General features: G+C 37.7%; 20 protein-coding genes and 1 pseudogene. 12 read left to right on the top strand and 9 right to left on the bottom strand.

Annotated elements, in window-relative coordinates:
* The first annotated feature begins 317 nt into the window (after positions 1-317).
* Complete coding sequence (locus H5200_RS16905; RefSeq protein WP_182740542.1) at positions 318-2,495, top strand: response regulator; 2,178 nt, start codon at positions 318-320, stop codon at positions 2,493-2,495.
* Between the two features lie 72 nt (positions 2,496-2,567).
* On the opposite strand, the gene H5200_RS16900 is transcribed toward H5200_RS16905, so the two are convergent.
* From H5200_RS16900 to H5200_RS16890, 3 genes are read right to left on the bottom strand one after another with little or no spacing between them, the layout of a single operon-like run.
* The gene (locus tag H5200_RS16900; protein WP_149982745.1) at positions 2,568-2,687 is read right to left on the bottom strand and encodes a DUF2474 domain-containing protein; all 120 of its coding nucleotides are present in this window, start codon (positions 2,685-2,687) and stop codon (positions 2,568-2,570) included.
* A 47-nt stretch (positions 2,688-2,734) separates the two neighbouring features.
* Positions 2,735-3,742 carry a cytochrome d ubiquinol oxidase subunit II gene (cydB, locus tag H5200_RS16895; RefSeq protein ID WP_182719049.1) on the bottom strand — a complete coding sequence of 336 codons (1,008 nt, stop codon included), beginning with the start codon at positions 3,740-3,742 and terminating at the stop codon, positions 2,735-2,737.
* Positions 3,743-3,753: 11 nt separating this feature from the next.
* Positions 3,754-5,154, bottom strand: a complete 1,401-nt coding sequence (locus tag H5200_RS16890) for a cytochrome ubiquinol oxidase subunit I (RefSeq protein WP_182719046.1) — start codon at positions 5,152-5,154, stop codon at positions 3,754-3,756.
* A gap of 132 nt (positions 5,155-5,286) precedes the next feature.
* Here H5200_RS16890 and H5200_RS16885 point away from each other — a divergent pair, with 132 nt between their 5' ends.
* Together H5200_RS16885 and H5200_RS16880 are read left to right on the top strand one after the other, a co-directional pair.
* Positions 5,287-6,696 carry a PLP-dependent aminotransferase family protein gene (locus H5200_RS16885; protein WP_182761943.1) on the top strand — a complete coding sequence of 470 codons (1,410 nt, stop codon included), beginning with the start codon at positions 5,287-5,289 and terminating at the stop codon, positions 6,694-6,696.
* Positions 6,697-6,843: 147 nt separating this feature from the next.
* Positions 6,844-7,152, top strand: coding sequence for a hypothetical protein (locus H5200_RS16880; protein WP_149982748.1), 309 nt, complete (start codon positions 6,844-6,846; stop codon positions 7,150-7,152).
* A gap of 133 nt (positions 7,153-7,285) precedes the next feature.
* On the opposite strand, the gene H5200_RS16875 is transcribed toward H5200_RS16880, so the two are convergent.
* Complete coding sequence (locus H5200_RS16875; protein ID WP_182719044.1) at positions 7,286-7,888, bottom strand: ACP phosphodiesterase; 603 nt, start codon at positions 7,886-7,888, stop codon at positions 7,286-7,288.
* Positions 7,889-7,927: 39 nt separating this feature from the next.
* Positions 7,928-8,020 (bottom strand): annotated as a pseudogene (locus tag H5200_RS16870) (winged helix-turn-helix transcriptional regulator); the annotation flags it as partial.
* 361 nt (positions 8,021-8,381) lie between these two features.
* Between H5200_RS16870 and H5200_RS16865 the strand changes: the two are divergent.
* Positions 8,382-9,992 (top strand): phosphoethanolamine transferase, encoded by a 1,611-nt coding sequence (locus tag H5200_RS16865; protein WP_149982750.1) that lies wholly within the window; start codon positions 8,382-8,384, stop codon positions 9,990-9,992.
* A gap of 123 nt (positions 9,993-10,115) precedes the next feature.
* On the opposite strand, the gene H5200_RS16860 is transcribed toward H5200_RS16865, so the two are convergent.
* Complete coding sequence (locus H5200_RS16860) at positions 10,116-11,255, bottom strand: AraC family transcriptional regulator (protein ID WP_259398540.1); 1,140 nt, start codon at positions 11,253-11,255, stop codon at positions 10,116-10,118.
* Positions 11,256-11,480: 225 nt separating this feature from the next.
* On the opposite strand from H5200_RS16860, the gene H5200_RS16855 reads away from it, so the two are divergent.
* Positions 11,481-12,290 carry a DUF2306 domain-containing protein gene (locus H5200_RS16855; protein ID WP_182719041.1) on the top strand — a complete coding sequence of 270 codons (810 nt, stop codon included), beginning with the start codon at positions 11,481-11,483 and terminating at the stop codon, positions 12,288-12,290.
* 49 nt (positions 12,291-12,339) lie between these two features.
* Here the strand turns inward: H5200_RS16855 and H5200_RS16850 are convergent, their stop codons facing one another.
* Both H5200_RS16850 and H5200_RS16845 read right to left on the bottom strand, forming a co-directional pair.
* The gene (locus H5200_RS16850) at positions 12,340-13,371 is read right to left on the bottom strand and encodes a metal-dependent hydrolase (protein WP_182761941.1); all 1,032 of its coding nucleotides are present in this window, start codon (positions 13,369-13,371) and stop codon (positions 12,340-12,342) included.
* A 307-nt stretch (positions 13,372-13,678) separates the two neighbouring features.
* Positions 13,679-15,043 (bottom strand): cellulase family glycosylhydrolase, encoded by a 1,365-nt coding sequence (locus H5200_RS16845; protein ID WP_182719039.1) that lies wholly within the window; start codon positions 15,041-15,043, stop codon positions 13,679-13,681.
* Between the two features lie 473 nt (positions 15,044-15,516).
* On the opposite strand from H5200_RS16845, the gene H5200_RS16840 reads away from it, so the two are divergent.
* The 4 genes from H5200_RS16840 (at position 15,517) to H5200_RS16825 (ending at position 20,901) form a co-directional block, all read left to right on the top strand.
* On the top strand, positions 15,517-17,238 hold the full coding sequence (locus H5200_RS16840) for a DUF885 family protein (RefSeq protein ID WP_182761939.1): 1,722 nt from the start codon (positions 15,517-15,519) through the stop codon (positions 17,236-17,238).
* A 386-nt stretch (positions 17,239-17,624) separates the two neighbouring features.
* The gene (locus H5200_RS16835; protein WP_182761937.1) at positions 17,625-18,005 is read left to right on the top strand and encodes a hypothetical protein; all 381 of its coding nucleotides are present in this window, start codon (positions 17,625-17,627) and stop codon (positions 18,003-18,005) included.
* A 172-nt stretch (positions 18,006-18,177) separates the two neighbouring features.
* On the top strand, positions 18,178-19,752 hold the full coding sequence (locus tag H5200_RS16830; RefSeq protein WP_182761935.1) for a DUF6892 domain-containing protein: 1,575 nt from the start codon (positions 18,178-18,180) through the stop codon (positions 19,750-19,752).
* A gap of 21 nt (positions 19,753-19,773) precedes the next feature.
* A complete protein-coding gene (locus H5200_RS16825; RefSeq protein WP_182761933.1) occupies positions 19,774-20,901 on the top strand; it encodes a hypothetical protein in 1,128 nt (375 codons plus the stop codon).
* Between the two features lie 387 nt (positions 20,902-21,288).
* Here H5200_RS16825 and H5200_RS16820 read toward each other — a convergent pair whose 3' ends face one another.
* The gene (locus H5200_RS16820; RefSeq protein WP_182761931.1) at positions 21,289-23,397 is read right to left on the bottom strand and encodes a TonB-dependent siderophore receptor; all 2,109 of its coding nucleotides are present in this window, start codon (positions 23,395-23,397) and stop codon (positions 21,289-21,291) included.
* A 240-nt stretch (positions 23,398-23,637) separates the two neighbouring features.
* Between H5200_RS16820 and H5200_RS16815 the strand changes: the two genes are divergently transcribed.
* From H5200_RS16815 to H5200_RS16805, 3 genes are all read left to right on the top strand, one after another.
* A complete protein-coding gene (locus H5200_RS16815) occupies positions 23,638-23,994 on the top strand; it encodes an ankyrin repeat domain-containing protein (protein ID WP_182719031.1) in 357 nt (118 codons plus the stop codon).
* 453 nt (positions 23,995-24,447) lie between these two features.
* Positions 24,448-25,626: an ankyrin repeat domain-containing protein gene (locus H5200_RS16810; protein ID WP_182761930.1), complete on the top strand. Its 1,179-nt coding sequence runs from the start codon at positions 24,448-24,450 to the stop codon at positions 25,624-25,626.
* The gene (locus H5200_RS16805) at positions 25,619-26,131 is read left to right on the top strand and encodes a hypothetical protein (protein WP_182761928.1); all 513 of its coding nucleotides are present in this window, start codon (positions 25,619-25,621) and stop codon (positions 26,129-26,131) included. The genes H5200_RS16810 and H5200_RS16805 overlap by 8 nt, the downstream gene beginning before the upstream one ends.
* Positions 26,132-26,143: the final 12 nt, after the last annotated feature.

The raw sequence follows: 26,143 nt of genomic DNA, 5'->3' as shown, positions 1-26,143 counted from the left end.
AATCAGCTAAAAGCAGAAACAAGCTTTAATAAAGGCATGCCCGCAAAACAGAAAAAAGCTATGCGCAGTACAGGTTACCTTGAAAAGGTATTGAAATCATAGGCTTTTTTCATGCTCTTGCCCTGGGCTTTAATTGCACTCAATAGGTTTTATTTCGAGTCACTGAATAGATTAATTCTACAGCTAAAAGAGCTAGGCCTATAAGCTCTATTGAAGAAATGCACAGATATTACCTTTTTCATGCGATTTTAATCTGAAAGTTGCTATTACCCTGAAATTAATCCTATATTTAGTGGACATAAATATTGAGCAATGCAATGAAAACAGCGCAAATCCCAGCAGACGAAGAGTCTAGACTAAAAGCCTTGTATGAGTATGAAATATTAGATACCAAAGCCGAACAAGTATTTGATGATTTAACTCAACTTGCTTCTGAAATTTGTGAAACGCCTATTTCACTCATTAGCTTAGTAGATCCGCAAAGACAGTGGTTTAAGTCAAAGTACGGTATTGATGTTGATGAAACTGAGAGAGAGATTGCATTTTGCTCCCATGCAATACTGCAAGACCACATTTTTGAAATACCGAACGCATTACTCGATGAGCGCTTTCATGATAACCCGCTAGTTGTTAATAATCCAAACATACGATTTTATGCAGGCGCCCCGTTAGTAACCCCAAAAGGAAATACTATAGGCACACTCTGTGTTATTAGCGATAAGCCCAAAAAGCTAAATCAAAACCAAATTAACGCTCTGACGATACTAGGTCGAGAAGTTATCACTCAACTTGAACTTAGATTAAACAACAGAAGATTAACATCAGCTCTAGAACAACAAAAAATACATAATGAAGAACTTGAAGTACTAAAAAAAGAAGCTGATAGTGCCAACACCTTAAAGGGCCAATTTCTAGCAAATATGACCCATGAACTTAGAACACCACTACACGGTATTTTAAATTTAGCTGAATTTGGCCTAGCTGAAGAAACGAGTTTAGAAAAAGATAACGCTTTGAAAAGTATTTTAAACTCAGCCAATATACTCTCAAGTATTGTGAATGACATTCTAGATTTTTCAAAAATTGAAGCTGGCAAACTAGATATCGAAAATATCAATTTTAATCTTAAAGAGGTTGTTAACGATCTCTTCAAGCCTCTCATTAAACAAGCATCAGCTAAAGGCATTAAACTTACTTTATATATTGATGAGAAGGTGGCAGCAACTTTAAAAGGTGATCCTGTAAGGATCTCACAAATTCTAAATAACTTGTGTTCAAACGCGATTAAATTTACAAACCAAGGGCAAGTAAATCTCAAAGTCAGCGTTCAAAGTAGTTCATTAATTGAACAGGATATTTTATTTGAAATTATTGATACAGGTATTGGTATCAGCGAAGCAGCACAACAAAACTTATTTCAAGATTTTCATCAAGCAGATGCATCTATATCAAGATGTTATGGGGGCACAGGGCTTGGCTTATCAATCTGTGCCAAGTTAAGTCAACTAATGAAAGGTAAAATCGGCTTTACAAGTAAAGAAGGCGAAGGCTCTATATTTACGTATCAACAGAGCTTTGAAACACATCTATTGTATGATTCATTAAAACAAAAGAAAGAAATAACTAATTTACAAGGGTGCACCATTCTAATCGCCGAAGATAATAAAATAAATCAACTCATCGTAAGTAAAATGCTACAAGCGCATAACGCCAATGTAGTAATCACAGAAAACGGTAAAGAGTGTGTTGATTACTTTAATACAAACCCTGTAGATTTGATTTTTATGGATATCCAAATGCCAGTAATGGATGGAGTACAAGCCACAAAAGCAATTCGGGCACAACAAGGAGATAAAACAACCCCAATTATAGCCTTGACAGCTAACACCTTGAAACAAAACATTGAACATTATTTAGACATTGGTATGGATGGTTATTTAGCTAAACCATTTGATAAAGATAAATTAAATAGCTTACTTAATATTTACAACCCTAATAACCTCAATCTAAAAAAGCTAGCGGTTAAAATTAGTGATCCTAATATTTCAAGCAAATATAAACTAAATCAGACATGCCAAGAGTTAAAAAAGCTAATTCCAAATGCAAATAGAGTTAGCCTTTGGTTACTAAACCACGAATATACTGCGATAAATTGTTTAATATGCCTTGATGAAAATGAGGTAGTAACAAATGACATGGTTTTAAAAGCTCAGGATTTTCCTGCATACTTTAATTATATTTTAGGTAACCAAGTACTTGATGCATCGGATGCAAGGAACAACGAAGTAACAAAGGACTTAAATAAATCCTATTTTGAACCATTCAATGTGTATTCCTTACTTGATTATATCTATTTTATAGATGACAAACCGTTAGGCGTAATTTGTTGTGAAAGTGTTGACTCAAAAGTGTCATGGGACTATGCAGACAAAGAAGCACTGATAAAGATAGCGGATGTAACAACTCTTTTTTTATCCAAGCAACTCAAGTCTTAATAAAAGTAATGAGAATATAAAAAAGGGGACTATTATTTGATAAAATAGTCCCCCGTAATTTAACTAACGTTATTACTTCATTCCTGCAAGAGTCATCAAAAAGCGGATCAAAAGAGACACTAAAAATAATGAAGCAACACTCAAGACCCAAATGATAATTAACCATTTAAATTGATGAAGATGCTTTTTCATATACCCTCCACAAAGCCTTCGCTAAATAGTGCAATAGCATTGAATAACTAATGATACCCCTCGGTATCAACAACTTTGCCACGAAATACATAATAAGACCAAAACGTATAAGCCAATATAAACGGCACGATGATAACAACACCAACCAAGGTGAATTTTAAACTTGATTCAGGCGCTGCAGCTTCATAAATAGACACACTTGGTGGAATAATGTTTGGCCAAAGGCTAATACATAAGCCTAAATATCCCATAAACAACATACACAGCGCATAAATAAATGGCCGATAGTGTTTACTTGAGTTTACTGAGCCCAGTAATAATAAAACAAAAATACCAGTAATAATTGGCAAAGGAGCAAGATATACAATATTTGACCAATTAAACCACATTGCTTTTACATCAGCGTTGATCAGTGGTGTATAAATGCTGATACCTAACATGCACAAGGCTAATAAAATAGTTAATGGCTTAATAAGTTTACGCATTTGTTTATACAAATTATGCTCTGTTTTAACCACTAACCAAGTGGCACCTAATAAGCCATAAGCAAACAGTAAACTACACCCTGTAAATAAGCTAAATGGTGTTAACCAGTCTAAAGATCCACCAGCAAACTCACCATTTTCAACAGGAAAACCAATAATAACAGCGCCCATTGCTACACCTTGAGCAAAGGTTGCCATAAACGAGCCTACAAAAAATAACTTATCCCATAATGGACGGTGAGACTCAGTCGCTTTAAAGCGAAATTCAAACGCAACACCTCGTAATATTAAGCCAAATAACATCACTAAAATAGGCCCATATAAGGCTGATAATATGACTGAGTAAGCCATAGGAAACGCAGCTAACAAGCCTGCCCCGCCAAGCACTAACCACGTTTCATTACCATCCCAAACTGGGGCAACGGAGTTAACCATGATATCTCTTTCATATTTATTTTTAACCAGCGGAAAAAGTAGGCCAATCCCTAAGTCAAAACCATCTAAAAACACATACATCATTAAACCAAAGCCAATAATGAGTGCCCAGATACTCGGTAAATCAAAATCCATCATGTAATCTCCTAAAGCTCAACACCATCGGCCGCTGATAGCGGACGAGCCGGACGTTTGTTTAAGTCATCTTTATTATCGTTGTCATACACTTGTTCAGGGCCCTTTTTGATAAGTGCTAACATATAACGCACACCGACCCCAAACACACAGACATATAAAACAACAAAAGTAAGTAATGAATAACTCATTGCCGTCATCGAATGAGCAGAGCTTGCATCAACCGTTCTTTGTAACCCATATACAACCCAAGGTTGTCGTCCCGCCTCTGTGACAAACCAGCCAGTTAGCATCGCAATCAATCCGGCGGGGCCCATTGCAACACAAAACCTTAAGAACCATTTTTTCTCGTATAATCGGCCTTTTTTACGTAACACTAACCCTGTTATGCCTAATAAAATCATCAATAACCCTAAGGCGACCATAATTCTAAAACTAAAAAATACAATAGGTACATAAGGGCGATCTTCAGGAGGTACAGATGTTAATGGTGCAATGGTGCCATCAAGACTATGCGTTAAAATTAAGCTAGCAAGATGAGGTATTTCTATAGCGTAATCATTGCGCTCTTCTTCCATATTTGGCCAACCGAATAAAACTAAGGGGACACCTTCGCCAGGTTCTGATTCATGCCAATGCCCTTCCATTGCTGCCACTTTCATTGGTTGATGCTCAAGTGTATTTAGGCCATGTTCGTCTCCTACAAAAGCTTGCAATGGTGCGATAATTAACAACATCCACATTGCCATCGACAACATTTTTTTTGCCGCTTGAGTGTGCGAGCCTTTTAATAAATGCCATGCACCAGATCCGCCTACCAACAAGGCTGTCGCTAAAAAAGCGGCTAAGCCCATATGGACTAAACGATAAGGAAATGAAGGATTAAATATTATCTCAAACCAGTCAACCGGAACCGCTCGGCCATCAATAATTTCATAGCCTTGAGGTGTTTGCATCCAGCTGTTAGAAGCCAAAATCCAAGTCATTGAAATCAACGTACCGATTGCCACTAAACAGGTGGATGTAAAGTGAAGCTTTTCGCCAACTTTATTCCAACCAAAAAGCATAACGCCAAGAAAGCCAGCTTCTAAGAAAAACGCAGTCATCACCTCATAACTGAGTAATGGCCCCGTAATAGCTCCAGCAAAATTAGAAAACTGACTCCAGTTAGTACCAAACTGATAAGCCATTACGATGCCGGATACCACTCCCATAGCAAAATTTACCGCAAACACTTTCATCCAAAAACGACAAAGCGTCATGTATATCGGCTTTCGCGTGTATAACCAAAGCCCTTCAAGTACCGCAAGGTAACTTGCCAAGCCAATTGTTATTGCTGGAAAAATAATATGAAAAGAGACTGTAAATGCAAACTGTATACGAGCTAAATCAATAGCAGTAAAATCTATCATAACGCCAACCTACTCCTAGTTAATTACAGAGCAAACATTAAACTTATCACCTATGGTATATATCTTTTTTTTACAGTACAGGCACAGAAAAATAATTTACAATGAGTACAGATTGTCACTACGAGCGAGAGCATGAAACAGTTCAAATATACAGAGCTTGAGGCTATCTTAAAAAAGAAAATTGACGCTAACAGCTTTACTCCAACAGGCAAGTTGCCCTCAGTGAGAGAGCTTTGCAAACTACAGGGCCTATCAAAAGCAACCGTATTACATTCGTTACATCGCTTGGAATCACAAGGACTTATTTATGCAAAACCTAAATCAGGTTACTTTGTAACGCAAATAAAGCCGCCTAAACGAGTGCTACCAAAACAAATCAAAACATCATCTACTCCACGCAATGTGTCAGTACCTGCGATTTTAAAAGACATTATGACGCGCAGTGCTGCCTTTGATATTTTACCAAGTGCTGGCGCGCAGGAAGATGCTACTCACTTAACCGTTCTTAATCGACATTTAAACAAAGCATTTCGTTCTTCTCAAAGTCAAAAAGCATTTTACTATAATAGTTCTGATGGTGATTTGCGTTTGAAGCACGCAATAATTAACCACTATGGTGGTTTAAACCAAAAACCTGATGAGCTTTGCATTACCAATGGCTGTCAGCACAGTTTATTTATTTCTCTTATGGCCACGTGTTCGCCAGGCGACACTGTCGCTGTTGAATCGCCAACTTTTTACGGGGTATTGCAAATATTAGAACAACTTAACCTAAAAATAATAGAAGTAGCATGCGATCCCGAGCACGGCATAAGCATTGACGATCTGACAAAAAAAATAGCCAAGTGGCCCATAAAAGCATGTGTCGTCTCACCTAATTACTCAACGCCAACAGGTGCATGTATACCTCATAGAGCAAGAGAAGAGCTACTTAAATTGGCAGTGAAAAGTGATTTTTGTATTATCGAAGACGACATTTACGGCGATCTGGCTTTTCCTCCTTTTGTTAGTGAGTCTTTAAAAAGTCTCGACACCCAAGGACAAGTAATTTTGTGTAGTTCATTCTCAAAAAGCTTATCAAGAGATTTACGTATCGGATGGGTTTTTGGAGGAAAGTGGCATGATAAAATCACTCAACTTAAACTCGTTACGCAACTTTCTTCATGTGGGTCGATTCAACAAGGATTAGCCACTTTTATAGAAGATGGTCACTATCGTCGCTACCTAAATAAGCACGTATATGCAATTAAACAACAACAAGCAGAGCTGATTAATTTTTTACAAACCCATTGGCCTGAGGATATACGCTTTACACAAGCTAATGGCGGCATATCTATGTGGGTCGAGTTAGATGAGTCAATAGATACCCAAAAAAGTTACAATGAAATACTACAACAAGGTATCGTCATGACCCCGGGCTCACTTTTCTCAGCATCAGGGCAATATAAAAACTTTTTACGATTGAGTTATATTCACCCCCTCACTAAAGCAAGGGAAGTTGCGATCAAAAAACTATTCAGCACCCTCTTGGTAAAAAAATAACACGCTTTATGCCTACGATAAGCCGCTTTAACATCAAATAATAAGGTGGTTTCGGCTAAAACTACTATCAAAGTTGTTGCCAGTCGACAAGCTCGGTTATAATCCGCTCATCTGGCTATATCTTTGGCCTCTAACTGGATTAAAACGATGAAAAAACTCTCTGCGGTGCAAATAAAACAACAAGCACTGGTACTTAAAGTTGCTGATGCAATTGAAGAGCAAGGCCGTAATGAACTCACTGGCATGCTGCAATGCTGGTTTGACGTGGAATATCACTTATTTCCAGGCTCTTTACTAATGTGTTTTCAGTTTGAGAATCAGCAGGCGTTAACAGCGGCAGAGCCTGACTTATTAAAGTGGCAAAAACGTTTAAGTGGTGCAATGCTTAAAAAAGGCGTTATTTTAAAAGACATGCGCAAGCATTTAGTTTTCACCCTAAAGGGGCCTGATGATTAAGTCAGATAGTAGCCATCAATCAAGCCGTTTTTAGTATGATGCGAGCTTTTTGTTGGTCAGAATTTATTCCATCAAAAGCTAATTATCAATATTGCATCATTTTAGGCTAGAACCTGACTTACATTTAAAAAGTTTACACACTAGCATCTTGAGCTCCTTCAAGACCTCGTTGCTTAACATGTTTAATCAATTCAGGGAAAAACGCTAAAAACATAGCATCTAATTCAGTGTAGTGTCGGGCTATATCAGCAGCAGCGCCAGAAAACGTATTAGTAAAGCGAATGCGCTTGGCAATATTATCAAGTGCAACCCCGACCCCTTCGACGGTTTCGTATTCTTTAAACCAATCATTCTGCGTCATATGTTTTACAACACTTTGCATTCTTGGCGGCATAACGGGTGTACGCTTACCCAAAAGCCTATAACTGATTTGCTTAAAGTCACTTAGCGGTTGATCGTTAAACCGTTGCCAATGCTGAATTAAAAAATGATCGAACACCACATCAATAGCGACACCCGCAAAGCGTTTACGCTGAGGCGAAAAATACTGTTTAGCTTCTTTCACTAAAGGGTGAGTATCTGTAAACTTGTCGACTAGATAGTGGTTATCTAGTGCATTTTTTACCGTGATTGGCAATTGCTTTACATGCCTATTGCCGCCAAAATCACCAAGCAAGTTGCCAAAGTGCGAGTCTGCTGTAGGCTGCGCTAAATAAAGATGAGCTAAGTAGTTCAAAGTAATATCTCTTTATATTTCATTACATTAAGAGCTTTCACTCACTTCTCCTAACAGGCGAGTTAAATCATTAAAGCGAACAAGCCCACCTTTTAGATGATAAATACTCGAGCCTTTCCACTTGCCGCCCATTAACTCTCCTAAAAATGTAACTAGGTTACTAAAAGTATACTAATTGATATTACCTTACAGGTAACTAATATATACCACATATTAACAAGCATTTTTAAGGAAAATACAATCAACACTGAACGCACAAATGCACGACAGCCGAATGCTAGTGTACTGATCTTGCAGGTGTAAAAAAATAAAGATCTTTTTCATAAATATCTTTATTTACTGAGAGTGAGCACATCATAAAGAAGCAATAAAAGGCATCAGACCAAAGAGGTATAAAACCTAATAGTTAAAATTCATACATTATTTCAAATACTCATGCCTTTGCATGTGATTTTTATTACAATGCCTGCAAACCTGAATAGTGGAACTGCACGTGCAACAATTTAAACATACCCTCTTAACGCTTTTGGCCCTATGGGCATTCGCACTGATGCCGGATGTCATTTATGGCTTGTTTAATCATAACTACTTGGCCGGTTATAACTTCAAAAGCATTATCATTACCTTACTGTTAATGGTCTTCATGCTGTTAAGCCGCACCCCTAAACTTAACAATATTGTTTTACTGATAATGGCTCTAATGCAGGCCTCTGAACTGATGTACTTCCAATACTTTGGCGGCTTTTACAGTGCTTTTGATATGGTGCTAATGATGGGTGAAATGCATGATGCACTAATTGGCTTTGCTGATGGTTTGAAATTTATGCTACCAGCGTTCTTTTTATCCATGGCATTTTATGGCTTAGCGTATTTCACCTATAACAAATACCATAAAACCAGTTTTACCGTACCTTATATCTCGGTGTTGTTTGTATTATTGCTCACGTTACCCTTTTTACAGTCTTTAGGTTCTAAGAGCTCTCAAAAATACCAGCCTAATATTGCGCACTCAGCTATGAAAAATGGCTTATACAGTGTGTCATTCTTTAGCGCTCGCCAGTTAAAAATGATTCTGGGATTACGTAAAGAAATGCCTAGCTATCAACCTTATCAATTGAGCAAAGGCGAACCTGCGGATGCAAATATTGTAATTTTAATGGGTGAAAGCCTGAGTTATTACAATATGGGTTTATATGGTTATCAAAGAGATACAACGCCAGATTTAATGCCGTATAAACAAGACCCTAATTTCTTTTATTTGCCTGCGATCTCAAGCGCTGTTTCAACACGAGTATCTCTTAGCTTATTTTTTAACACCGTATATGAGCCTAATAATGCAGTCCATATAAGTAAAATGGACACTGCTTTGTTTCGGTTAGCTAAGCGTCAAGGGTTTGAAACCCATTACATTACTACACAAAAAAATGCAGGAGGTTTAACCTATGCATTTTCACTTGGGGATATTGATACCTGGAAAGAAGATAAGCATCTAGATCAGTTCGATGGAGATTATGATGATCGTTTATTGCTCGAACTTAATTCCATGAATCTGGATTACAATAAGCCCCAATTTATTACGTTACATATGCGCAGCGCTCATGCACCTTATGTAGCTAATTACCCTAAAACTCAAGAAGTGTATCCTGTTGATGAGCAACCCTATGAAAAGTACATGCTGAATAGCTACGATAACTCAGTACTTTACACACAAAAGGTGATAGCTAACATTTATGAATTCTTTAAAGATTCAGGTAAACCAACATATATATTCTTCACGCCAGATCATGGTGAACTGACAGGGCAAGATGGTCGTTTTGGACATAACGCTGTCGATATGGATATCGCCCGGGTACCATTTATGTTTTACGGTGTTGATATTCCAAAAAATGAAATAACTCGAATTAAAAAAGAATTAGGTTGTATGCCTAACCATTATTTAATTAGTCTGCAAGTGGCTAAAGTATTGGGTTATGACATTAAAAACCCGAATGAAGAGCAAGGTAAGTATTACTTGAACGGCACCGATGTATTTGGCGAGGCAGGCTTTATGCAGTACGATTTAAAGCAAATACAAGATAAAACTTGTCCAGAATTTTCAAAGTAGCTCCTCAGTATTCAGCCGCTCTATGAGCGGCTTTTATGTTTATAGCACCTTATACTTTCAATTTAGTGTGGTTGATTCACATCTAATATTCTTGATTAACTATAAAAACAAACCTACAACTCACTAATCAACAAGTTCCCTACCCCTTATATTAGGATGATTGCTGCTTTGTTTTCGGTATTCATTAGGAATTTCACCCACAATACTTTTAAACACCCGGTTAAAAGTCGCTAAAGAAGAAAAGCCGCTTTCAAGCGCGATGCTTAAAATGCTCCAACCTTTAGCATCCTCACTTGCCAATAAAACTTGCGCATATTTAACACGATATTGATTAATAAACAGATTAAAGTTGGCTACTTTGTAGTGATAGCGAATAGCTCGGCTGATTTTATATTCAGGTACTTGTAATACTTGAGCAAAATCTGAAATTTTAAGATTTGTTTGCAAGAATAGCTGTTGCTTATTGATAAGTTGATCAATGCCATCGATTAATTCAGGGGCAACATCGATTTGTTCATGTTTATTGGTGTTTTCAGTTATCTCAATGTCATTAAAAATACTAACTGTATCGCCCTCATTTTTAATACCTTGGCTATTTTTATCTCTCGCTTGAAGAAACATTAATGTTTGCATCGCAAGCACAATTAGTAGTGCAGATGAGGTAATAATAATGGGATTATATAGCTCAATTTCAGTCTTACTAAACATTAGCTTAGGTAATACACTTGCATTAAACACAGCTAAAAACCAAGCGCTGGCAAAGAGCACTGATTGCATTTTTTGTGACACTGTTTTTTCACTGTAGCCTCTTATTGCCTCCCAAAAAGAGAGCACAAGTATGCTTGATGAAAGCAATATGGTTACTTCATTCACCCCTTGCTTTAAGCGCCACATTATATCACTGGTAGGTAATGGCTGAGGATCAAAACTCACTAAGTAATGCCATGTTTGGTTAAACATTATCAAGCCTGCAATAGTTGCAGCAAAAACGATATGCCTGCGAGAAATTGGCTTGTTTTCACGAAATAACGCTCTAGCAATCAACCATGAAACATTACATGTAGCGCAAGTAAATAGCCCTATTAGGTATTGATACCCTCCGACACTTGACGCACTGAGTTTTTGCGCCCCAACCATACAGAGCGAGCCACAAAATAGTGCAAACAAATAGTGAACTAGCTGCTTATCTTTTTTCAGTGCATTAAATAACATCAACCCCATGCACACAAAGACGAGAAGGTAATAAGGAGAATTATTTTGCATAACAGGTCGCTCTTAAAATGACGTTGTATAAACAACGTTGCTTTAACTTGGATAATACAAAGTAACTCTAGCGATGGCAAAAAGACTTTGTTAGTGAATGTGTCAGTAACTAATTAACTAACCGTAAAAATTATCCATATATCGTTGCTCAAGTTTCGAATTTGAGAAGTATTCGCCCTGAAAGTCTTTATATTTGGCTATTGAAACGATTTAATGGAAAAGTACATGTTAATGCAAAAAATGAAAACAACCCCAAATAGGCTGCTCGAAAACAGTAAAAAAATATGGTTTATTTGCTTACTAATGGCACAAGGTTGCTTTGTAATTTACCTTATTTTGGGGTATGCCCTGACTAGCGTTACTACAGGTTTATCTGGCTGGGTCCGCCTTAACAATACCGCCTATGTTGCGAGCGACCCCATCGGTAATTTAATCTATGCCACGCATGTGCTACTTGCCGTAGTAATGATAATCGGCGGGAGTTTGCAATTAATCCCCGCAATAAGAGCAAAATATACTAAGTTTCATCGCTATAACGGGCGCGTATTCGTACTGTTAGCTTGTACCATTTCAATCGCAGGAATGTACCTTATGATTGTTAGAGGCACAGTAGGCAACCTGCTAATGCATAGCCTGACAATGTTTAGTGGTGGTATGGTTATTTTATCGAGCATATTTGCAGTGCTGGCTGCTAGAGGGCGTAATATAAATTCACATCAAATATGGGCAATTCGTTTATACCTTGCAGCAAACGGCGTGCTATTTTTTAGGTTAATGATTTTTGCCTGGTTTTTAACGTTTGGCTCACTCGGGATTGATACTACAACGTTCACAGGCCCAACCGTGTTAGCTGTTAGCGTATGTTCTTATGTGATGCCATTGCTCATTGCTGAACTGGTTAGGTATGCGGGGAAAACATCTAATAAAATGATAACAATCGCCACCGCAGCTTTAATGATGTTGATATCCATTGTATTTTTAGTGGGCTTATTTGGTGTAGTGTTAGCAAATTGGTACCCAGCGATAGTTGGCTAATAGCCACATAATTATTAACAAAATAGAAGGCCTAACCCAGCAATCTATTTCAGGGAGATGTGGGCTCTTTTACGGTAGTTGCTAAATCGATATTTGGGTCAGTAATACGCGCAAAAATAAGCCCGAGCTTATCAAGTGGAAATCGGTTGCTGAGTTGTTGATAAGAACCTGGGATCAACTGCTGATCTTTTTGCTGTGCAACCACAAATGAGAATACATAATAACCTTCAAGGCCCATTCTTAAATCACTCATAATGACTTGCTCATCTTGTTGATACACCCCATAAAGGCCTTTAGTAAATGCTTGCAGTAGCTTGATCTGCCTTGCATCATCAAGCTTTGCTAGTAGCGTATTTTCGCTAGGGTAAAATTGCATATCAACGTTGTCTGCGTCATCAAACACAGAGGCATAAATCTCATAATGCCCAAACTCGGTAACGGCCACAGCCCGCCACAACAAGGTATTAAATGGCGTTGGTGTACTTTCAAAGTGCTTAAATATGATATTTTGGGTATTTAGTGCCTGATGAATTTTATCTTCGATATGCCATTTAGCCGCCAACCCCCAAGCTAAATAAAGCGAACTGACGATTAACGCAGCAGTATTTATACGCTGTGCGTAAGGCCACATCCGCGCCAAGCAAAGCGCTATACAAGAGAGTAACAATGGCAAAGTATACGCAGGATCAATAATAAATATGCTCGATATACCAAAGGGGTAAGTCGTCAGTGGCCACAGCAATTGTGTTCCATAAACGGTAAAACTATCAAGCAATGAGTGAGTACTTAAAATTAAAAATAGAGCGACAGACCAGCGCCTCAGCGATACACCTTTGGCCCAGTTCATTTTAAGTAAAAGCCATGCAAACAAGGGGCTTACTAACAGCTGTATAAGCAAAGAATGACTAAAACTGCGGTGATAGACAAAGTTTTCGACATTACCACCAAAATTAATGAGCACATCTAAATCAGGTAACGTGCCAAACGCCGCCCCAACTAATAACGACTTACGGCCCAGCTTATTACCTAATACTGTATAAGCAACTGCACTACCAAGCACAACCTGTGTGAGTGAATCCAATGAAAGCCTCTTTTCAAAATCAATTAAAGCATAGACTTATATTGTACTGTTGTAGGTCTTGTGTCGATCTCAATGAGTGATTAGTTTTCTGGAGAAGCTATAAGTTATGTGGATCCGCAAAAGAAAAATCCACCCCAGCTTATCAGCTAAATTTTTAAAACCGCCAATCCAATTACGATTGTATTTTAGTAAAGAGTCAAGCCTGACGTCATGAATTCGAAGATTGTCTATAATCCTATTTCTATAAAAATCAATAAAATAGGTAAAGCGACTGCGCTCTACCTATTTATTTAAAAACAAGTATGACTTAGCTGCAACTTTTAACAAATGTCCATGAACTATCACTACCAGGCAGGCTATTTGTATACCAGTTCGCCTTATAAACATTGCCCTGATACTGAATTTGGTCGCCAGCTTCGTTATGTGTGTAAGGGCCTGCAGGATAATGCTTTCTAACCCAATTTGGATACGTTTTTACCTCAGTACAACTTGTTCCTGTTGTAACAGCACAACCCGAGGAGTCGACATCAGTACCTTCTGGTGTATTGGGGCATTGATCTTGTACGTCAATTACGCCATCGCCATCTGAGTCTGTAGCCGCACACCCAATAGAATCTACGGGTGTATTCGGCAGTGTGTTAGGGCATTGATCTTGTGAATCAATTACACCATCTTCATCTGAGTCAAGCGGTGCATTATTCATATCCCAATTTAGTAGAATATCTTTTATCTTCTGCCCCGATGCACTTAGTGAATCCCAGCTACCACCAGGAAGAAAGGTTGATGCACCTTCATCTTTGTCATTTAAGGCCCAATTAGCGTGGCTAATAGTATTTGATTTAAGAAAAGCCATCCACGCGTCAGTTTCGTTGCTATTTACACCACCATTACCATCAGCATTGACTGCGCCCCATTCAGTTGCAAATAAAGCAATCCCATTATTTAAAGCCGTCTGCGCCTTATTTCTAAGTGACTCACCATGCGTACCTGCATAAAAATGTAAGGTATAAGCAATATTGTAGCGATCTATCGGGTCTTGTGAGGCAATATCAACATCTTGTGACCAAGTAGGCGTACCAACAATAATTAAATTATCAGGATCTATAGCTCTGATCTTATCAATAACGGTGTTGGCGTAAGGTTTTATATCGTTAGCCCACGATATCTGTAGTGGCTCGTTATAAATTTCATAAATAACGTTGTCGTAGTCGCCATATTTAGTGGCTGCTCGTTCAAAAAACCGGATCGCCATATCAGTGTCGGTATGCGCTTCGTGACTATGAAAATCAATAATGACATACATATCTTCTGCGATTGCTGCATCAACAACTGTATCAAGACGAGTAATATTACCGTCCCAATCGTCATTCAAACTGCCTGAGGTATTTTGTCCGTGACCGATCGCAGCACGAATGATATTAGCGCCAAATTCCTGTTTCGCATTGGCAACCGTTTGCGCGGTATAAAACTTTTCGCCGCCCCAACCTGTATTACTCCAAAATAAGCTTGAACCAGCAAAGCTCTTTGCCTCATCACCAGCTAATATTTGATTACCACTGACGGTTAACTTTTCAACCGCTGCATAACTTGTAGTGGAACAAGCGAGCAATAATGCCAGTGAAAGGCGCTTGGCTTTATATAGTGTTTTTTTAGGTGTACTTCCAATCGTCATAAAATCGTCCTTAAATTAGGTTACCCATCAGATGTAAACTGATATATCAATAATGTCATTAGCAAAAAACTAACAACACAAAGGTAGTACACTGTAATTATAATACAATAATAAAGAATGATTTACTTTATAAAATAATACTAGCGTAAAAGTAACTAAAAATGACCACTCATAGGCTGTCATCTTCAGGGTGGGGGATAAATTCAATAAAAAGCGTGAACGATATACACTTTAGTTGTCGCTAAATACCTTAACCGAAAGCGTTCCATTAATGTTTTAAATATCAATGAGTTGCTCTGTTTACAACATACTTGCCAATTTTCTCTGTATTGCTGTTCAAGGTCAGCGCATTCATATCGTTAATTTGATACGCTTAACCTATAAAACAATAAATTTTATATAGCTTGGTACGCACTCAAAAAATCACTGCCTACCCTTTATAAAAAACTAACTCGCTAATTATGAGAAACAACATGTATAAAACAAATCTCTTGGCTCTTTCTTTAACTATGGTGTCATTGCCAAGTCTGGCTGATGACAATACCGATTTAAAAAATATTATTGACCAACACTGGCAACATGCAAAAAGCGAAAAAGTATTTTTTCGCACCGACCCCGATGGATGGAAACCCAATGGAAATCTGGCTCGCTGGAGTGAGCAAGCCATAAGTAAGCGCCAAACTTATAACGACCAAGTGCTGCACAAATTAGCTGCCATTAACCCAAAATCACTCAATAAAGAACAACTGATGAATTATCGGCTTTTTAAATACGAGCGCGAAACAGAGCAACAAAGTTACCAGTCACTTGATAAGTACTTTCCTATTAACTTTTTAAGCGGCTGGCATACATATTTTGCCGAGGCCCCTGCTAATATGGCGTTTTTAACTACCACCGATTACGACAATTTTTTGGTTAGTTTGAGCGACTACCCACGCTTTAACCAAGAAAACATCAACCTCATGAAAGAAGGCATACAACAAGGCTACACACACTATTGCGAGAGCTTTAAAAATTATCATAAAAGCATCAGTAAACATATCGAAAAAGAGCCACAAAACATTGCCTTGTATGAACCGTTTACACGTATGCCCAACACCTTTAGCCAACAACAAAAAGCAGCCTATCAAGAAAAAGCGAAAGCCCTAATTAGCAATAAAGTGGTTCCTGCTTATCAGCATTTTTATGATTTTTTTGTTGATGATTACATGCCAAATTGCAGAACAGATCCCGGTATTTCAAGCGTTAAAGGCGGGCTTGAATATTATAAGTATGCAGTAAGTTATTACACCACCACACAAGCTACGCCAGAAGAAATTCATGAGCTTGGTCTACAAGAAGTGGCGCGTATTAAAGCTGAAATGCAGGCTATTATTGATTCACTAAACTTTAAGGGTTCGTATGCTGATTTTCTGCAGTTTCTAGCAACTGCTCCACAGTTTTATGCAAAAGACAAACAAGATTTATTAGAAAAAGCGGCTTTCATTACGCAAAAAATGTATGGCAAATTACCGACCTATTTTGGTCATTTACCACGTAATACGTTTACTATTAAAGACTCTGCCAGTCGCGGCGCTTTTTATATGCCACCAGCAGATAACCGCTCTGCCGGCACTTACTTTTTAGCTTCAACCCCTTCGTTGCAACCTTTATATAATTTAGAAGCCTTGAGCCTACACGAAGCGATTCCAGGACATCACTTACAAAATGCAATTGCAATGGAACTGGATGTACCACCATTTCGGCGTACCTTAAGCCATTCAGCATTTGGTGAAGGTTGGGGTCTTTACGCAGAGCGTTTAGGTAAAGAAGCCGGCTTTTATCAAGATCCATACAGTGATTTTGGCCGATTAGGATATGAAATGTGGCGCGCAGTTAGGCTGGTTGTTGATACCGGTATTCACGCATTCGGCTGGAGTCGAGAGCGCGCAATTAACTACCTGAGCGAACATACTGCATTGCCACAAAGTGCCGTAGAAGATCAAATAGATCGTTATATCTCTTGGCCCGCACAAGCGCTTTCTTACAAAATGGGCGAGCTAAAAATACGTGAACTACGTGCAAAAGCTGAAAAAGAACTTGGCGCTGATTTTGACATTCGCAGCTTTCACGACACAGTTATAGGCCAAGGATCGCTGCCAATTGCAGTACTTGAAGAAGTAATAAATGACTGGATAACGCAACAGCAAAAATAACACCCATTACATTAAATTAATAAGCTATTGCTGAACTGATATTAGTTAAACAATAGCTTATTATAGTCTGCAAGTGTGCTTGTTACCTCCCCCATGCACAGTTCTAATTTATGCATCCATATAGTTGTATATGGGTTTAGTAAGTTATTGCTTTTATAAAGTTAATCAAAAACATAACACGGCCTGTATGTAAGCCGCCTATTTATGGCATTACGGTTTAAAATCATCCACCCGATTACAATTGTATTTACTTAATTCAGTAAAGAGTCAGCCCAATTTTGCTATCACTGTCGCTGCATTTTAGGTGCTGCATGAGTCATGAAACGCCTTGCTTAACCTTCCTATTAAATGCCATCTTTAATTGCAACCAAGGCCTCCGACGCATTATGACAACGATTTTTTTAAGTAAATCACAACAAGTCGCTCTGCAACAAGCACTTATCAGTAGTAAGCTGCTAAATAGTGATACTGCAAATAGTGATAACCCACCATCTCTTGAGCAACAAGCGTATAGTCATATCGCCGTCACGCTTTACCGCTTTAATTTACAAAAAATAAAATGGCCCTCTTTTTTAAAAACAGCAATAACCACGGCAACCGACAAATGCCCATGGTTAGTCAACGAACTTGTCAGATGCCAACAAGACTTCCAAGCCCAACCTAATGACGCTGTAATGAGTGAACAAAGTGCATTTATTAATGGTATTTTTAGCGAAGAACTCGCTTATATTGACTACTTAATAGGTACGGAGGTGCAGGCTGAATAAAGTTTCTATATCAATACAGAAAAATACATATTTTAATTTCTATATTGCCACCTATTACTAAAATAACTAACAATTACTTTTACTCCCGAGATAAGTTATGATTATTTAATATCTAAACTATTTTTCTGTGAAATTAAAAACAGCCTTTTTATTTTTATTAATGAGTATCTATATGTCATTTTTTAAAACGTTTATTCCTGACTTGGATGAACTGGATTTAAATACACAAAAATTAAACAAGTCATTAAAAGATAAGATAAACCGTCAATGGAAAGACGTCTTTGATCAAACAACGCTTTTACAACTTTATTCATCACTAATTAAAGAATTAAGATTATTTCGTGAAGGTCAAAGCCAACCTGCGAAATTATATTATTTTTTACAGCTATTTAGTTCATCAGATTATAAAGTTATTTTTGACAAAAAATCTCATCATGCTTTGCTAATGCACACAGAGTTATTAGAGAGTGAGATAGAGCAGCTGTTACTTGAGACCAACACTCAACTGATCCAAAACCCAACGCCTGCAGAGCAAGGTGATTTAAGGGAAATGGTGAGTGATTTAATTTCTTTATATTTTTGTCATCCTTCTTATCACAGTGAAGGATATGACGACTTAAAGCGTATTGGTGGCAACTTAGCATTTAAGTTTTTACGCACTTATCCTTACCAAGATACCAGTAACCTTCTAATCAGTTTATTACCATCAGCTTCAGACCCATTAGAGCAATATACACAATTAATTAATGACATTGTATGTAGCAAACAAAACGATGAAAATCGTGATTTACTACTCTATATTTTAGTTAGCGAAATGATTGGTTTTTATACCGAAAAAAGCGACTTTTTCTATAAAAAATCAAAAGAGGTCTTAAAGTTACTTTCAACTCATATTTCACATTGGAGTGATGACCAAATTGATTACTTTATAACTCAAGGCGTCTTGAATGGCTATAGCATATATCCAACTCCAAAAACTAAGATTGCCGAAATAAAGGGTTATATAAAAAAATTAAATGAAGGTAACTACAAGGCTCAGGTTATCAAAAAACGAGTTAAAGAATATAACCAAGAAATAGCAAATATTGAAAATGACCCTATTGCCTTTATAAATGCGGGCTATAACAAGGCTGCTAAAATTTTAATGGTGAAAAATAATACCATTACATTTTTAGAGAATCTTTCAAAACTTACTCCAGACAGTAAAACAAAAGTACATCTTGATCAACTTATCGCACAGACTTTAGCCCTTAAAAACACACCCAAAGTATTTCCTATTAATAAAACGCCTAAGATCAAATTTAGCGACCTGCATTTTAAGTTACTTGTTATCGAAGAGCTGATGTATAACAAAAATTTATTAACCCCTAAGTTTGACCTTACTCAGTTTATAGCCCAATACCACCTGCGAGAAATTGATAAAGAGCAAGAAGGGTATGAAGTTATACCCGAGGTACTCGCTTACTTTAAAGGGCTTGATATCCCGGAGGATCTGTTAGCGAAAGTAACTTCGTTGACACAAGACTGCGGTGTCGATGGCGGCGCAGAAATTTATTCTCAGATATGGCCTTTTTGGGATCCAGGCTGTGGAGATGAAGTATTAAAAATAAGCAATAAAGCATCAAAAGACTTACCACTGCTACCTAACTTAAAACAAGTCAACGGTTTAGAACACAGTAATCCATCAAAAAAATTAATTAGTAGTTTTAAAGAACGTCATATCAAATTAATTGACCAGGATGTTTAATTTTAATCTCTAGGAGTAATAATGTTTAATTCAGCAGAAGAAATTCACCAGCATATTGGCCAATCAATGTTCGACGCATTACCCGAACAGTGGCATAAAGCTTATTGTGATATCGGCCTGAGTCGAGAAAATACCTGTGGTTTTATGGCAGGGACTTACTATACAGGCGGTGAAGAAAAATTTTATAGTGTAGATATAATCGATGGAATACTGAAAGATTCTCAGTGTGATGAAGCATTTTATGCACTTTATAAAATGATGAAAAAAGACGAAGCGGATATTCCTTGGAACAAAGCTCGTTTTGAATTAGAAAGTGATGGTAGTTACGACGTTAAAACTAAGTTTGATGAAGACTATATAATCTACACTGGATTAGATGCTGATAATGCTGAGCTTGACTCATTGAGTAGCGACTTTCATTTAGCCATAGAGTTTTGGGAAGGCTTACCAGATGATATGCCACGCCCATGGGGAAAAGGCAGTTATGATAAGAGCAAGTTTTTGCAAGGTAATTCAGATACTCATCAAAAAACAGAACCAGAGCAAGTAATATCATCATCTTATTGGCAACAAGCCGGTGAAATAAACGAAACATTAGAGCTGAGCTTTTTAAATCCTTATTTAGCAGATTACCCTCATTGGCATGGCAGCACGCGAGATATTGTTCTGGTTACACCACCGACATGGGAAAATCAAATCGTTGCTACAAGTGGCCTGTCAAGCCCTGAAGCACCATTTGAGGTATATATAGAAACCAATGAATCCATTCAAAGATTCAGCAGCTCTTGGCAAATGAATCTCATTAAAACCATTGGCGGTATAATACCTAATATAGATAACTTTAAAGATCGCCTCAAAAAACACCGTTTTCTTACATTACAATTAGACATGGATGGCGCACCTGAAGAATGGTCAGTAGATCACCCTGACGGTAATATAGGTATGTTTATTGGTTTAGATAATGCGCATATAAATCATGATCATCTTAACTTTTTACCTATAAATATAAAATTAATGCGCCCAGACGAGTTATTGTATTGTTTAGATAAAGCAGCACAAGGCAGAGAGGAAATAGCAGAACTTTATAAGCAGCAAGGCCAAGCAACACTTTCTTGTTTAGATAGAGCCAGTGTTTTACAAAATAACTAATCTGATGTAATGGTCTGCTTCCGATACGGTGTTTATGTGTAATAATTTAATTGTTACACATAAACAAAACCTGCCTTTAATCTGTTGGACTATTTATTTTTAAATAGTTTTAAATTAAAAATAACTCTGTCACTTGGAAACCTGTAGTAACCTGTATTGTCTAAATTAAGCTTAAAGTGATGATAAAATTGGCTTTTCCCAGTCAACTTGATGTTTAGAACCCTTATTCAATGAATTTATTGCTGCCGTGTTACACAAAGTATTGTTTTATGCGGTTTTGTAATATAAGTCACGCAGTTAGCTACAAGTTAGTAAAGCCCAACTGACAATACACACGAGACCATTTAGCCGCAGTAGTACTGCGGCTAAATGGTTTTTTACTATAAATTAAAAGCTATATTCTAAGCTCAGCTTATAATTTACCGGCTCACCGGGTTGAGTCCAAATTGCAGAGTAAGAGTTTGAGTAATATTCTTTATCCAGAACGTTATTCACGTTTAACTGTAAACTCACATCATCATTAACGTTATAAGTTGCAAACAGGTTCACTAGCGTATACGAAGGTAAATAATATGTAGGATCAATCGTTTCACCTAAACGTTCACCTTCATACTGAACAGCTATACCAATAGTCGCATTTAAATCGATTAAGTCATTTAAATCTCTTTTAAGGCGCACATTTGCACTATGTTTAGGGATATTCAGTAATGGGCTGCCTTTTGGCAGTTTTACCCACCAATCTGTATTAACCGTATCGTTTGCTGTTTTTGCATCGATGTAAGTATAGGCAAAATCAAATGAGGTGCGCTCTGTAATATAACCGTGCAAATCAAACTCAGCCCCTTCGCTAGTTACCTCTCCTAATGCTGTCGACACACCCGCTTGCAGATCTGTAGTTAGCATATTGCTTTTTTCGGCGCTAAATACGGTAAAGCTACCATTTAGGGTATCGGTGCTAAATTTAATACCCGCCTCAATAGAGGTTGTGGATTCCGGCTTAAATGCATCACCGTTTATGTCGTAACCGCTGTTTGGCCTAAAACCTTCAGAGTAGCTGGTGTAATATTGTATATCGTCTGAGTAGGCGTACACTAAACCAACCCGTGGACTAAATGTACTTTGGTCACTCTTAGACTGACTTTGATTGATATGATTATCTATTTGCTGATCAAACCAATCATAACGGCCACCCACTTGCACTTTCCATTGCTCAGTGATGTCGATTTGATCTTGAATATAAACCCCGTAACTGTGCTGTACTTCAGTGCTGTTATATAAAAGTGAGCCTTCGGGTGCTGTTTGCCCATACACAAGGTTATACATATTGATTGCATAGCGCGTATCTTCAAGCGTAGGGCGATATCTGTACCAGAGTTTGTCAAAATCAAACTTGCTGGCGTCGGCACCTATTAATAAATGGTGGGTAAACCCAGCTGCTGTTACGCTGCCACTAAGCTCGGTACGCGCAGAAATATTTTTAGTTTGAAAATCGCGCTCGTTATGTTGTCTACTTAAAGTTTCGCCATCAGTAAAGTAAACCTGCCGCCCTGGTGCCAGTTCTGCATCGCTCGATTCGCTTATAAATTTAGAGTCGCTATAGCTAAACCCATTTAAAAGCGACCATTGCCCTATTTGGTGCTCAAAGGTAAGTTGATGAGAAATCGCATCAACCTCTGTTGGTTTATCACTTGGTTCACCTAAAAAAGTATCAATGGGTAATGCATCTACCTTTCCGTCTACAGCAACAATACCACGGTCAAACGTCACACTTTGGTCGACATATTCTAGTTCATAATTTAACTTTGTTGTGTCGGAAATTAACCATAATATTGAAGGCGTTATCACCGTTTTTTTATTTTCGTGGTAGTCTCTAAAGCTTTCACTTTCTTCAATCGCGCCGTTTACTCTAAAGGCGAGTTGTTCGGTAATTGCATTAGTGTAGTCGCCTTCACCGCGATAACTTTGCCAACTACCTGCGCTTATTTTTACAGAGCCTTGTTCTTCAAATTGTGGCTTTTTAGTAATAATGTTAATAGTACCACCAGGCTCAGAGCGGCCATAAAGTGCAGAGCCTGGGCCTTTCATCACTTCTACATAATCAATATTACTGGTATCACGGGTGCCGCTAAAACTTCGACCAGATGAAAAGCCATTAATTAAAAAGCCTGAAGGAATATTCTCATCACCTACTAAACCACGTATTGCAAAGCTTTCCCACAATCCACCAAAATCATTTTGTTCAGAAATACTCGGCGTTAAATCAAATATATCTGTGAGTGTGGTCACCCCTGCATCATCAAGGTTTTCTGCAGATATAAATTCAATACTTTGTGGTTGTTCACTTAAAGGCACATCGCCGCGAAAAGCTTGCCTAACACCCGAAACAGCTATTTTCTCAATGCTTGATGACGCCGTAGTTGCGTATACTGAAGGTGATAAAATTGCACTTATCGCAATTGAAAGCGCTGATATTTGGATTCGTTTAATTGTATTCATTCTATCTCTTAGATATAACACAGCTTAATCAATTAAGTTTGCACTCAAAAAAATTTTAAATGTAACCTACTAGGCAATTAGCTGAAGATGTAGGCAATAATAGTTATCATTTAGAATTCTATACAAACAAGGCAAAAAACGCTACCCTACTTGCAATAAATATTACAAAGTTATTAAAATACAATTTAAAGAAAAACGAAAATACTAACTTCAGCCAAATTATGGAATAAAATAAATTATATGAATATTTCAGGCAAAACAGAATTAATGTTAAGTATTGAGAATTTAAACCTAGACAAAATTAAGCAGTTCATATACTCCGAATATAAAAGTCTTGCTATAGATGATGAAATGTTTAAAAAAGACAGTACCGGGCGCTCCGCTATATATTATGCTGCTCTGCGAGGAGATGAAGATATCATTTGGTTTTTATTATCACTTCTACCCGGAACCGGTATTTTTTGTAAACGTGGGCAACTATTAGAATCAAAAGATAACCAAGGATTGACCCCAGAGGAGTTTGCTCAAGTAAATGGAAACGATAAAATATATAAGTTACTTTGTTCTGAAAGAATGAGGATCGAGTTTTTCGAATAAATTTCAGACACGCGTTATCAAAATGCCTTGGGCGACTAACTCTTTGTTACTTAAATGAGTATAGGTAAGGGGTTGTAAAAAACGCAGTAGTTTTACTTAATTTTCACTTCCCCACAACATCTTAAACCAAGACGTTTTTATAATCCCAATAAAAATAAACCGCGAAATAAAATACCAAAGCAGGCTGAACAGCACACCAAAATAATTGACAACACCACGAACCGTTCATTCTTAACTCATAATAAGATTAAGTTCATAAACTGCTTGTGTAGTATTGAATTGCACACAAAAATGTAGTGTAACCAATTGAAAATATTTGTAATATATAAATTCATGGAGATGGCAACTTCAGCTCCTGCGCGGCTTACTCGCTTTCTCATCATGCTATTTCTTGCTAGTATAAAAATATTAATAACACGTTATACGCTACACTCATAATCGACAAGGAAAGATATGTCAGAATCATTTATTAAAGCATGCGCTGACGGTAATCGCCGTATTGCTCAGTTGCTCTTATCACAAGAAAAAGACCTTGATCCTAATTATACTAATTCGCACGGCTGTACAGCATTGCACTATGCATCGGCTAACGGATACGTTGATATAATGTCCGAGCTATTGGAAAGTGGAGCAAAAATTGACTATGAAGATCATCAAGGTAGGACCGCTTTATTTATGGCTATAAAGGCTCGACAAAAGCCGGCAGCAGAATTGCTACTTGAACTCGGAGCCCGTCCTGACATTAGTGATTACCAAGGTAATAGTCTACTTCACCTAATCGCCATAACAGGCCAAAATGCGTTATTAAGCCCTTTAATTGATGCCGGATTAGATATCAATTTAACCAATACAAATTCAGACAGTCCATTATTACTGGCGGTTAGTAATCGAAAACGTGATGTTGTAAGCAATTTATTAGATCAAGGCGCCGATATTGACCACAGTGACAAAAATGGTAATAACGCGTTATTGATAGCAACAGCATTAATCAATAAACCCTTAGTCACTTTGCTACTAGAACATGGTAGCGATATAAATATCGCTAATGACGATGGCTATACACCGTTATTCATTGCCTGCACTAAACACAACAATATGCTTGTTAAATACCTGCTAGAGCAAGGTGCTGATCCGCTTATCGAATCTAATGAAGGCGTATCGTCTATTTGGCTTGCGTGTGCTAATAACCAAAAAGATATCGTCTCGGCATTTTTAAATGCAGGCGTCGATGTAAATTACAGTAAAAATACCAATAAAGAGTTTGTACTCAATTCATATTTAGACTTAGTTATCGAACAACTAAATTATAGTAATGATAACTATCATGCAATTAGCTGTGAAGGCGAAAGCCTAATACATGTTGCAGCTAAACAAGGTCACTTAAGTATGATTAAGCTATTACTTGAGAAAGAGGCTGATATTGATGCACTGGATGCCGCAGGTAGTAGCGCATTACATTATGCTGCTGTGGGCGGTAAAAAAGATATAGTGAAAGAATTAATAAAACACGGTTGCGATACATTGATTTATAACAAAGCTGAACAACAAGCTATTGATTATAGTAATCAAAAAGGGTTTAGCGAAATCACCGAAATGTTATTAATAGCAAAACAGGCGCAACAAAATGGATAGAAAAGAACGCCCATTACTTGAAATAATCGCACGCGATATGAAAAAAGGTTATTGGAAAGCCGCCGATGCTGCACGCTACGCACCCATGCTATTTCCTCAAGTAGAACCCAGTGACCATGTTCGTAAAGCGGTTGCTGCGATTGCTCTGCAACAATCTCGCGCAGAGCAACTTAAAGCCCTTCAAGCACTCGTGATAAAAGAGCGTAGCAGTAAAGATTTCCTTAAAGAATTTGAAACGCTGCTTGGCAACAAGCGCGACCCACTCATGCCTGCAACTGACCAAGATAAAAACAGTGGCCACTTTCGCGACATCATTATGATGCTACTTGCAACGAATTTTGCATCACAAAAAAGTAGCGTCACTATCACTGCTGATTTAAGTGATTTGTATCAACGAGTTTATCCTCAACACACTGATGAATTTAGCACTGATGTCAGCGCAGAGGCTGTCGTCACAGAGTATATAATGGGTGCTCTATTAAAACTCGCACCTGATATAATTTAAAGCAAGGATGAG

It is taken from the genome of Pseudoalteromonas sp. SG43-7, assembly GCF_014164295.1.
In the GTDB taxonomy this organism is placed as follows: Bacteria; Pseudomonadota; Gammaproteobacteria; order Enterobacterales; family Alteromonadaceae; genus Pseudoalteromonas; species Pseudoalteromonas rhizosphaerae.
This window is presented reverse-complemented; position numbering and strand designations above follow the sequence as displayed.

Bases quoted from the DNA above. Each gene is read 5' to 3' on its own strand.
- H5200_RS16810 (WP_182761930.1), top strand. From the start codon at position 24,448: ATGTCAGAATCATTTATTAAAGCATGCGCTGACGGTAATCGCCGTATT.
- H5200_RS16860 (WP_259398540.1), bottom strand. From the start codon at position 11,255: ATGCAAAATAATTCTCCTTATTACCTTCTCGTCTTTGTGTGCATGGGG.
- H5200_RS16805 (WP_182761928.1), top strand. From the start codon at position 25,619: ATGGATAGAAAAGAACGCCCATTACTTGAAATAATCGCACGCGATATG.
- H5200_RS16830 (WP_182761935.1), top strand. From the start codon at position 18,178: ATGTCATTTTTTAAAACGTTTATTCCTGACTTGGATGAACTGGATTTA.
- H5200_RS16835 (WP_182761937.1), top strand. From the start codon at position 17,625: ATGACAACGATTTTTTTAAGTAAATCACAACAAGTCGCTCTGCAACAA.
- H5200_RS16840 (WP_182761939.1), top strand. From the start codon at position 15,517: ATGTATAAAACAAATCTCTTGGCTCTTTCTTTAACTATGGTGTCATTG.
- H5200_RS16885 (WP_182761943.1), top strand. From the start codon at position 5,287: ATGAAACAGTTCAAATATACAGAGCTTGAGGCTATCTTAAAAAAGAAA.
- cydB (WP_182719049.1), bottom strand. From the start codon at position 3,742: ATGGATTTTGATTTACCGAGTATCTGGGCACTCATTATTGGCTTTGGT.
- H5200_RS16900 (WP_149982745.1), bottom strand. From the start codon at position 2,687: ATGAAAAAGCATCTTCATCAATTTAAATGGTTAATTATCATTTGGGTC.
- H5200_RS16815 (WP_182719031.1), top strand. From the start codon at position 23,638: ATGAATATTTCAGGCAAAACAGAATTAATGTTAAGTATTGAGAATTTA.
- H5200_RS16820 (WP_182761931.1), bottom strand. From the start codon at position 23,397: ATGAATACAATTAAACGAATCCAAATATCAGCGCTTTCAATTGCGATA.
- H5200_RS16905 (WP_182740542.1), top strand. From the start codon at position 318: ATGAAAACAGCGCAAATCCCAGCAGACGAAGAGTCTAGACTAAAAGCC.
- H5200_RS16855 (WP_182719041.1), top strand. From the start codon at position 11,481: ATGTTAATGCAAAAAATGAAAACAACCCCAAATAGGCTGCTCGAAAAC.
- H5200_RS16890 (WP_182719046.1), bottom strand. From the start codon at position 5,154: ATGATAGATTTTACTGCTATTGATTTAGCTCGTATACAGTTTGCATTT.
- H5200_RS16845 (WP_182719039.1), bottom strand. From the start codon at position 15,043: ATGACGATTGGAAGTACACCTAAAAAAACACTATATAAAGCCAAGCGC.
- H5200_RS16880 (WP_149982748.1), top strand. From the start codon at position 6,844: ATGAAAAAACTCTCTGCGGTGCAAATAAAACAACAAGCACTGGTACTT.
- H5200_RS16825 (WP_182761933.1), top strand. From the start codon at position 19,774: ATGTTTAATTCAGCAGAAGAAATTCACCAGCATATTGGCCAATCAATG.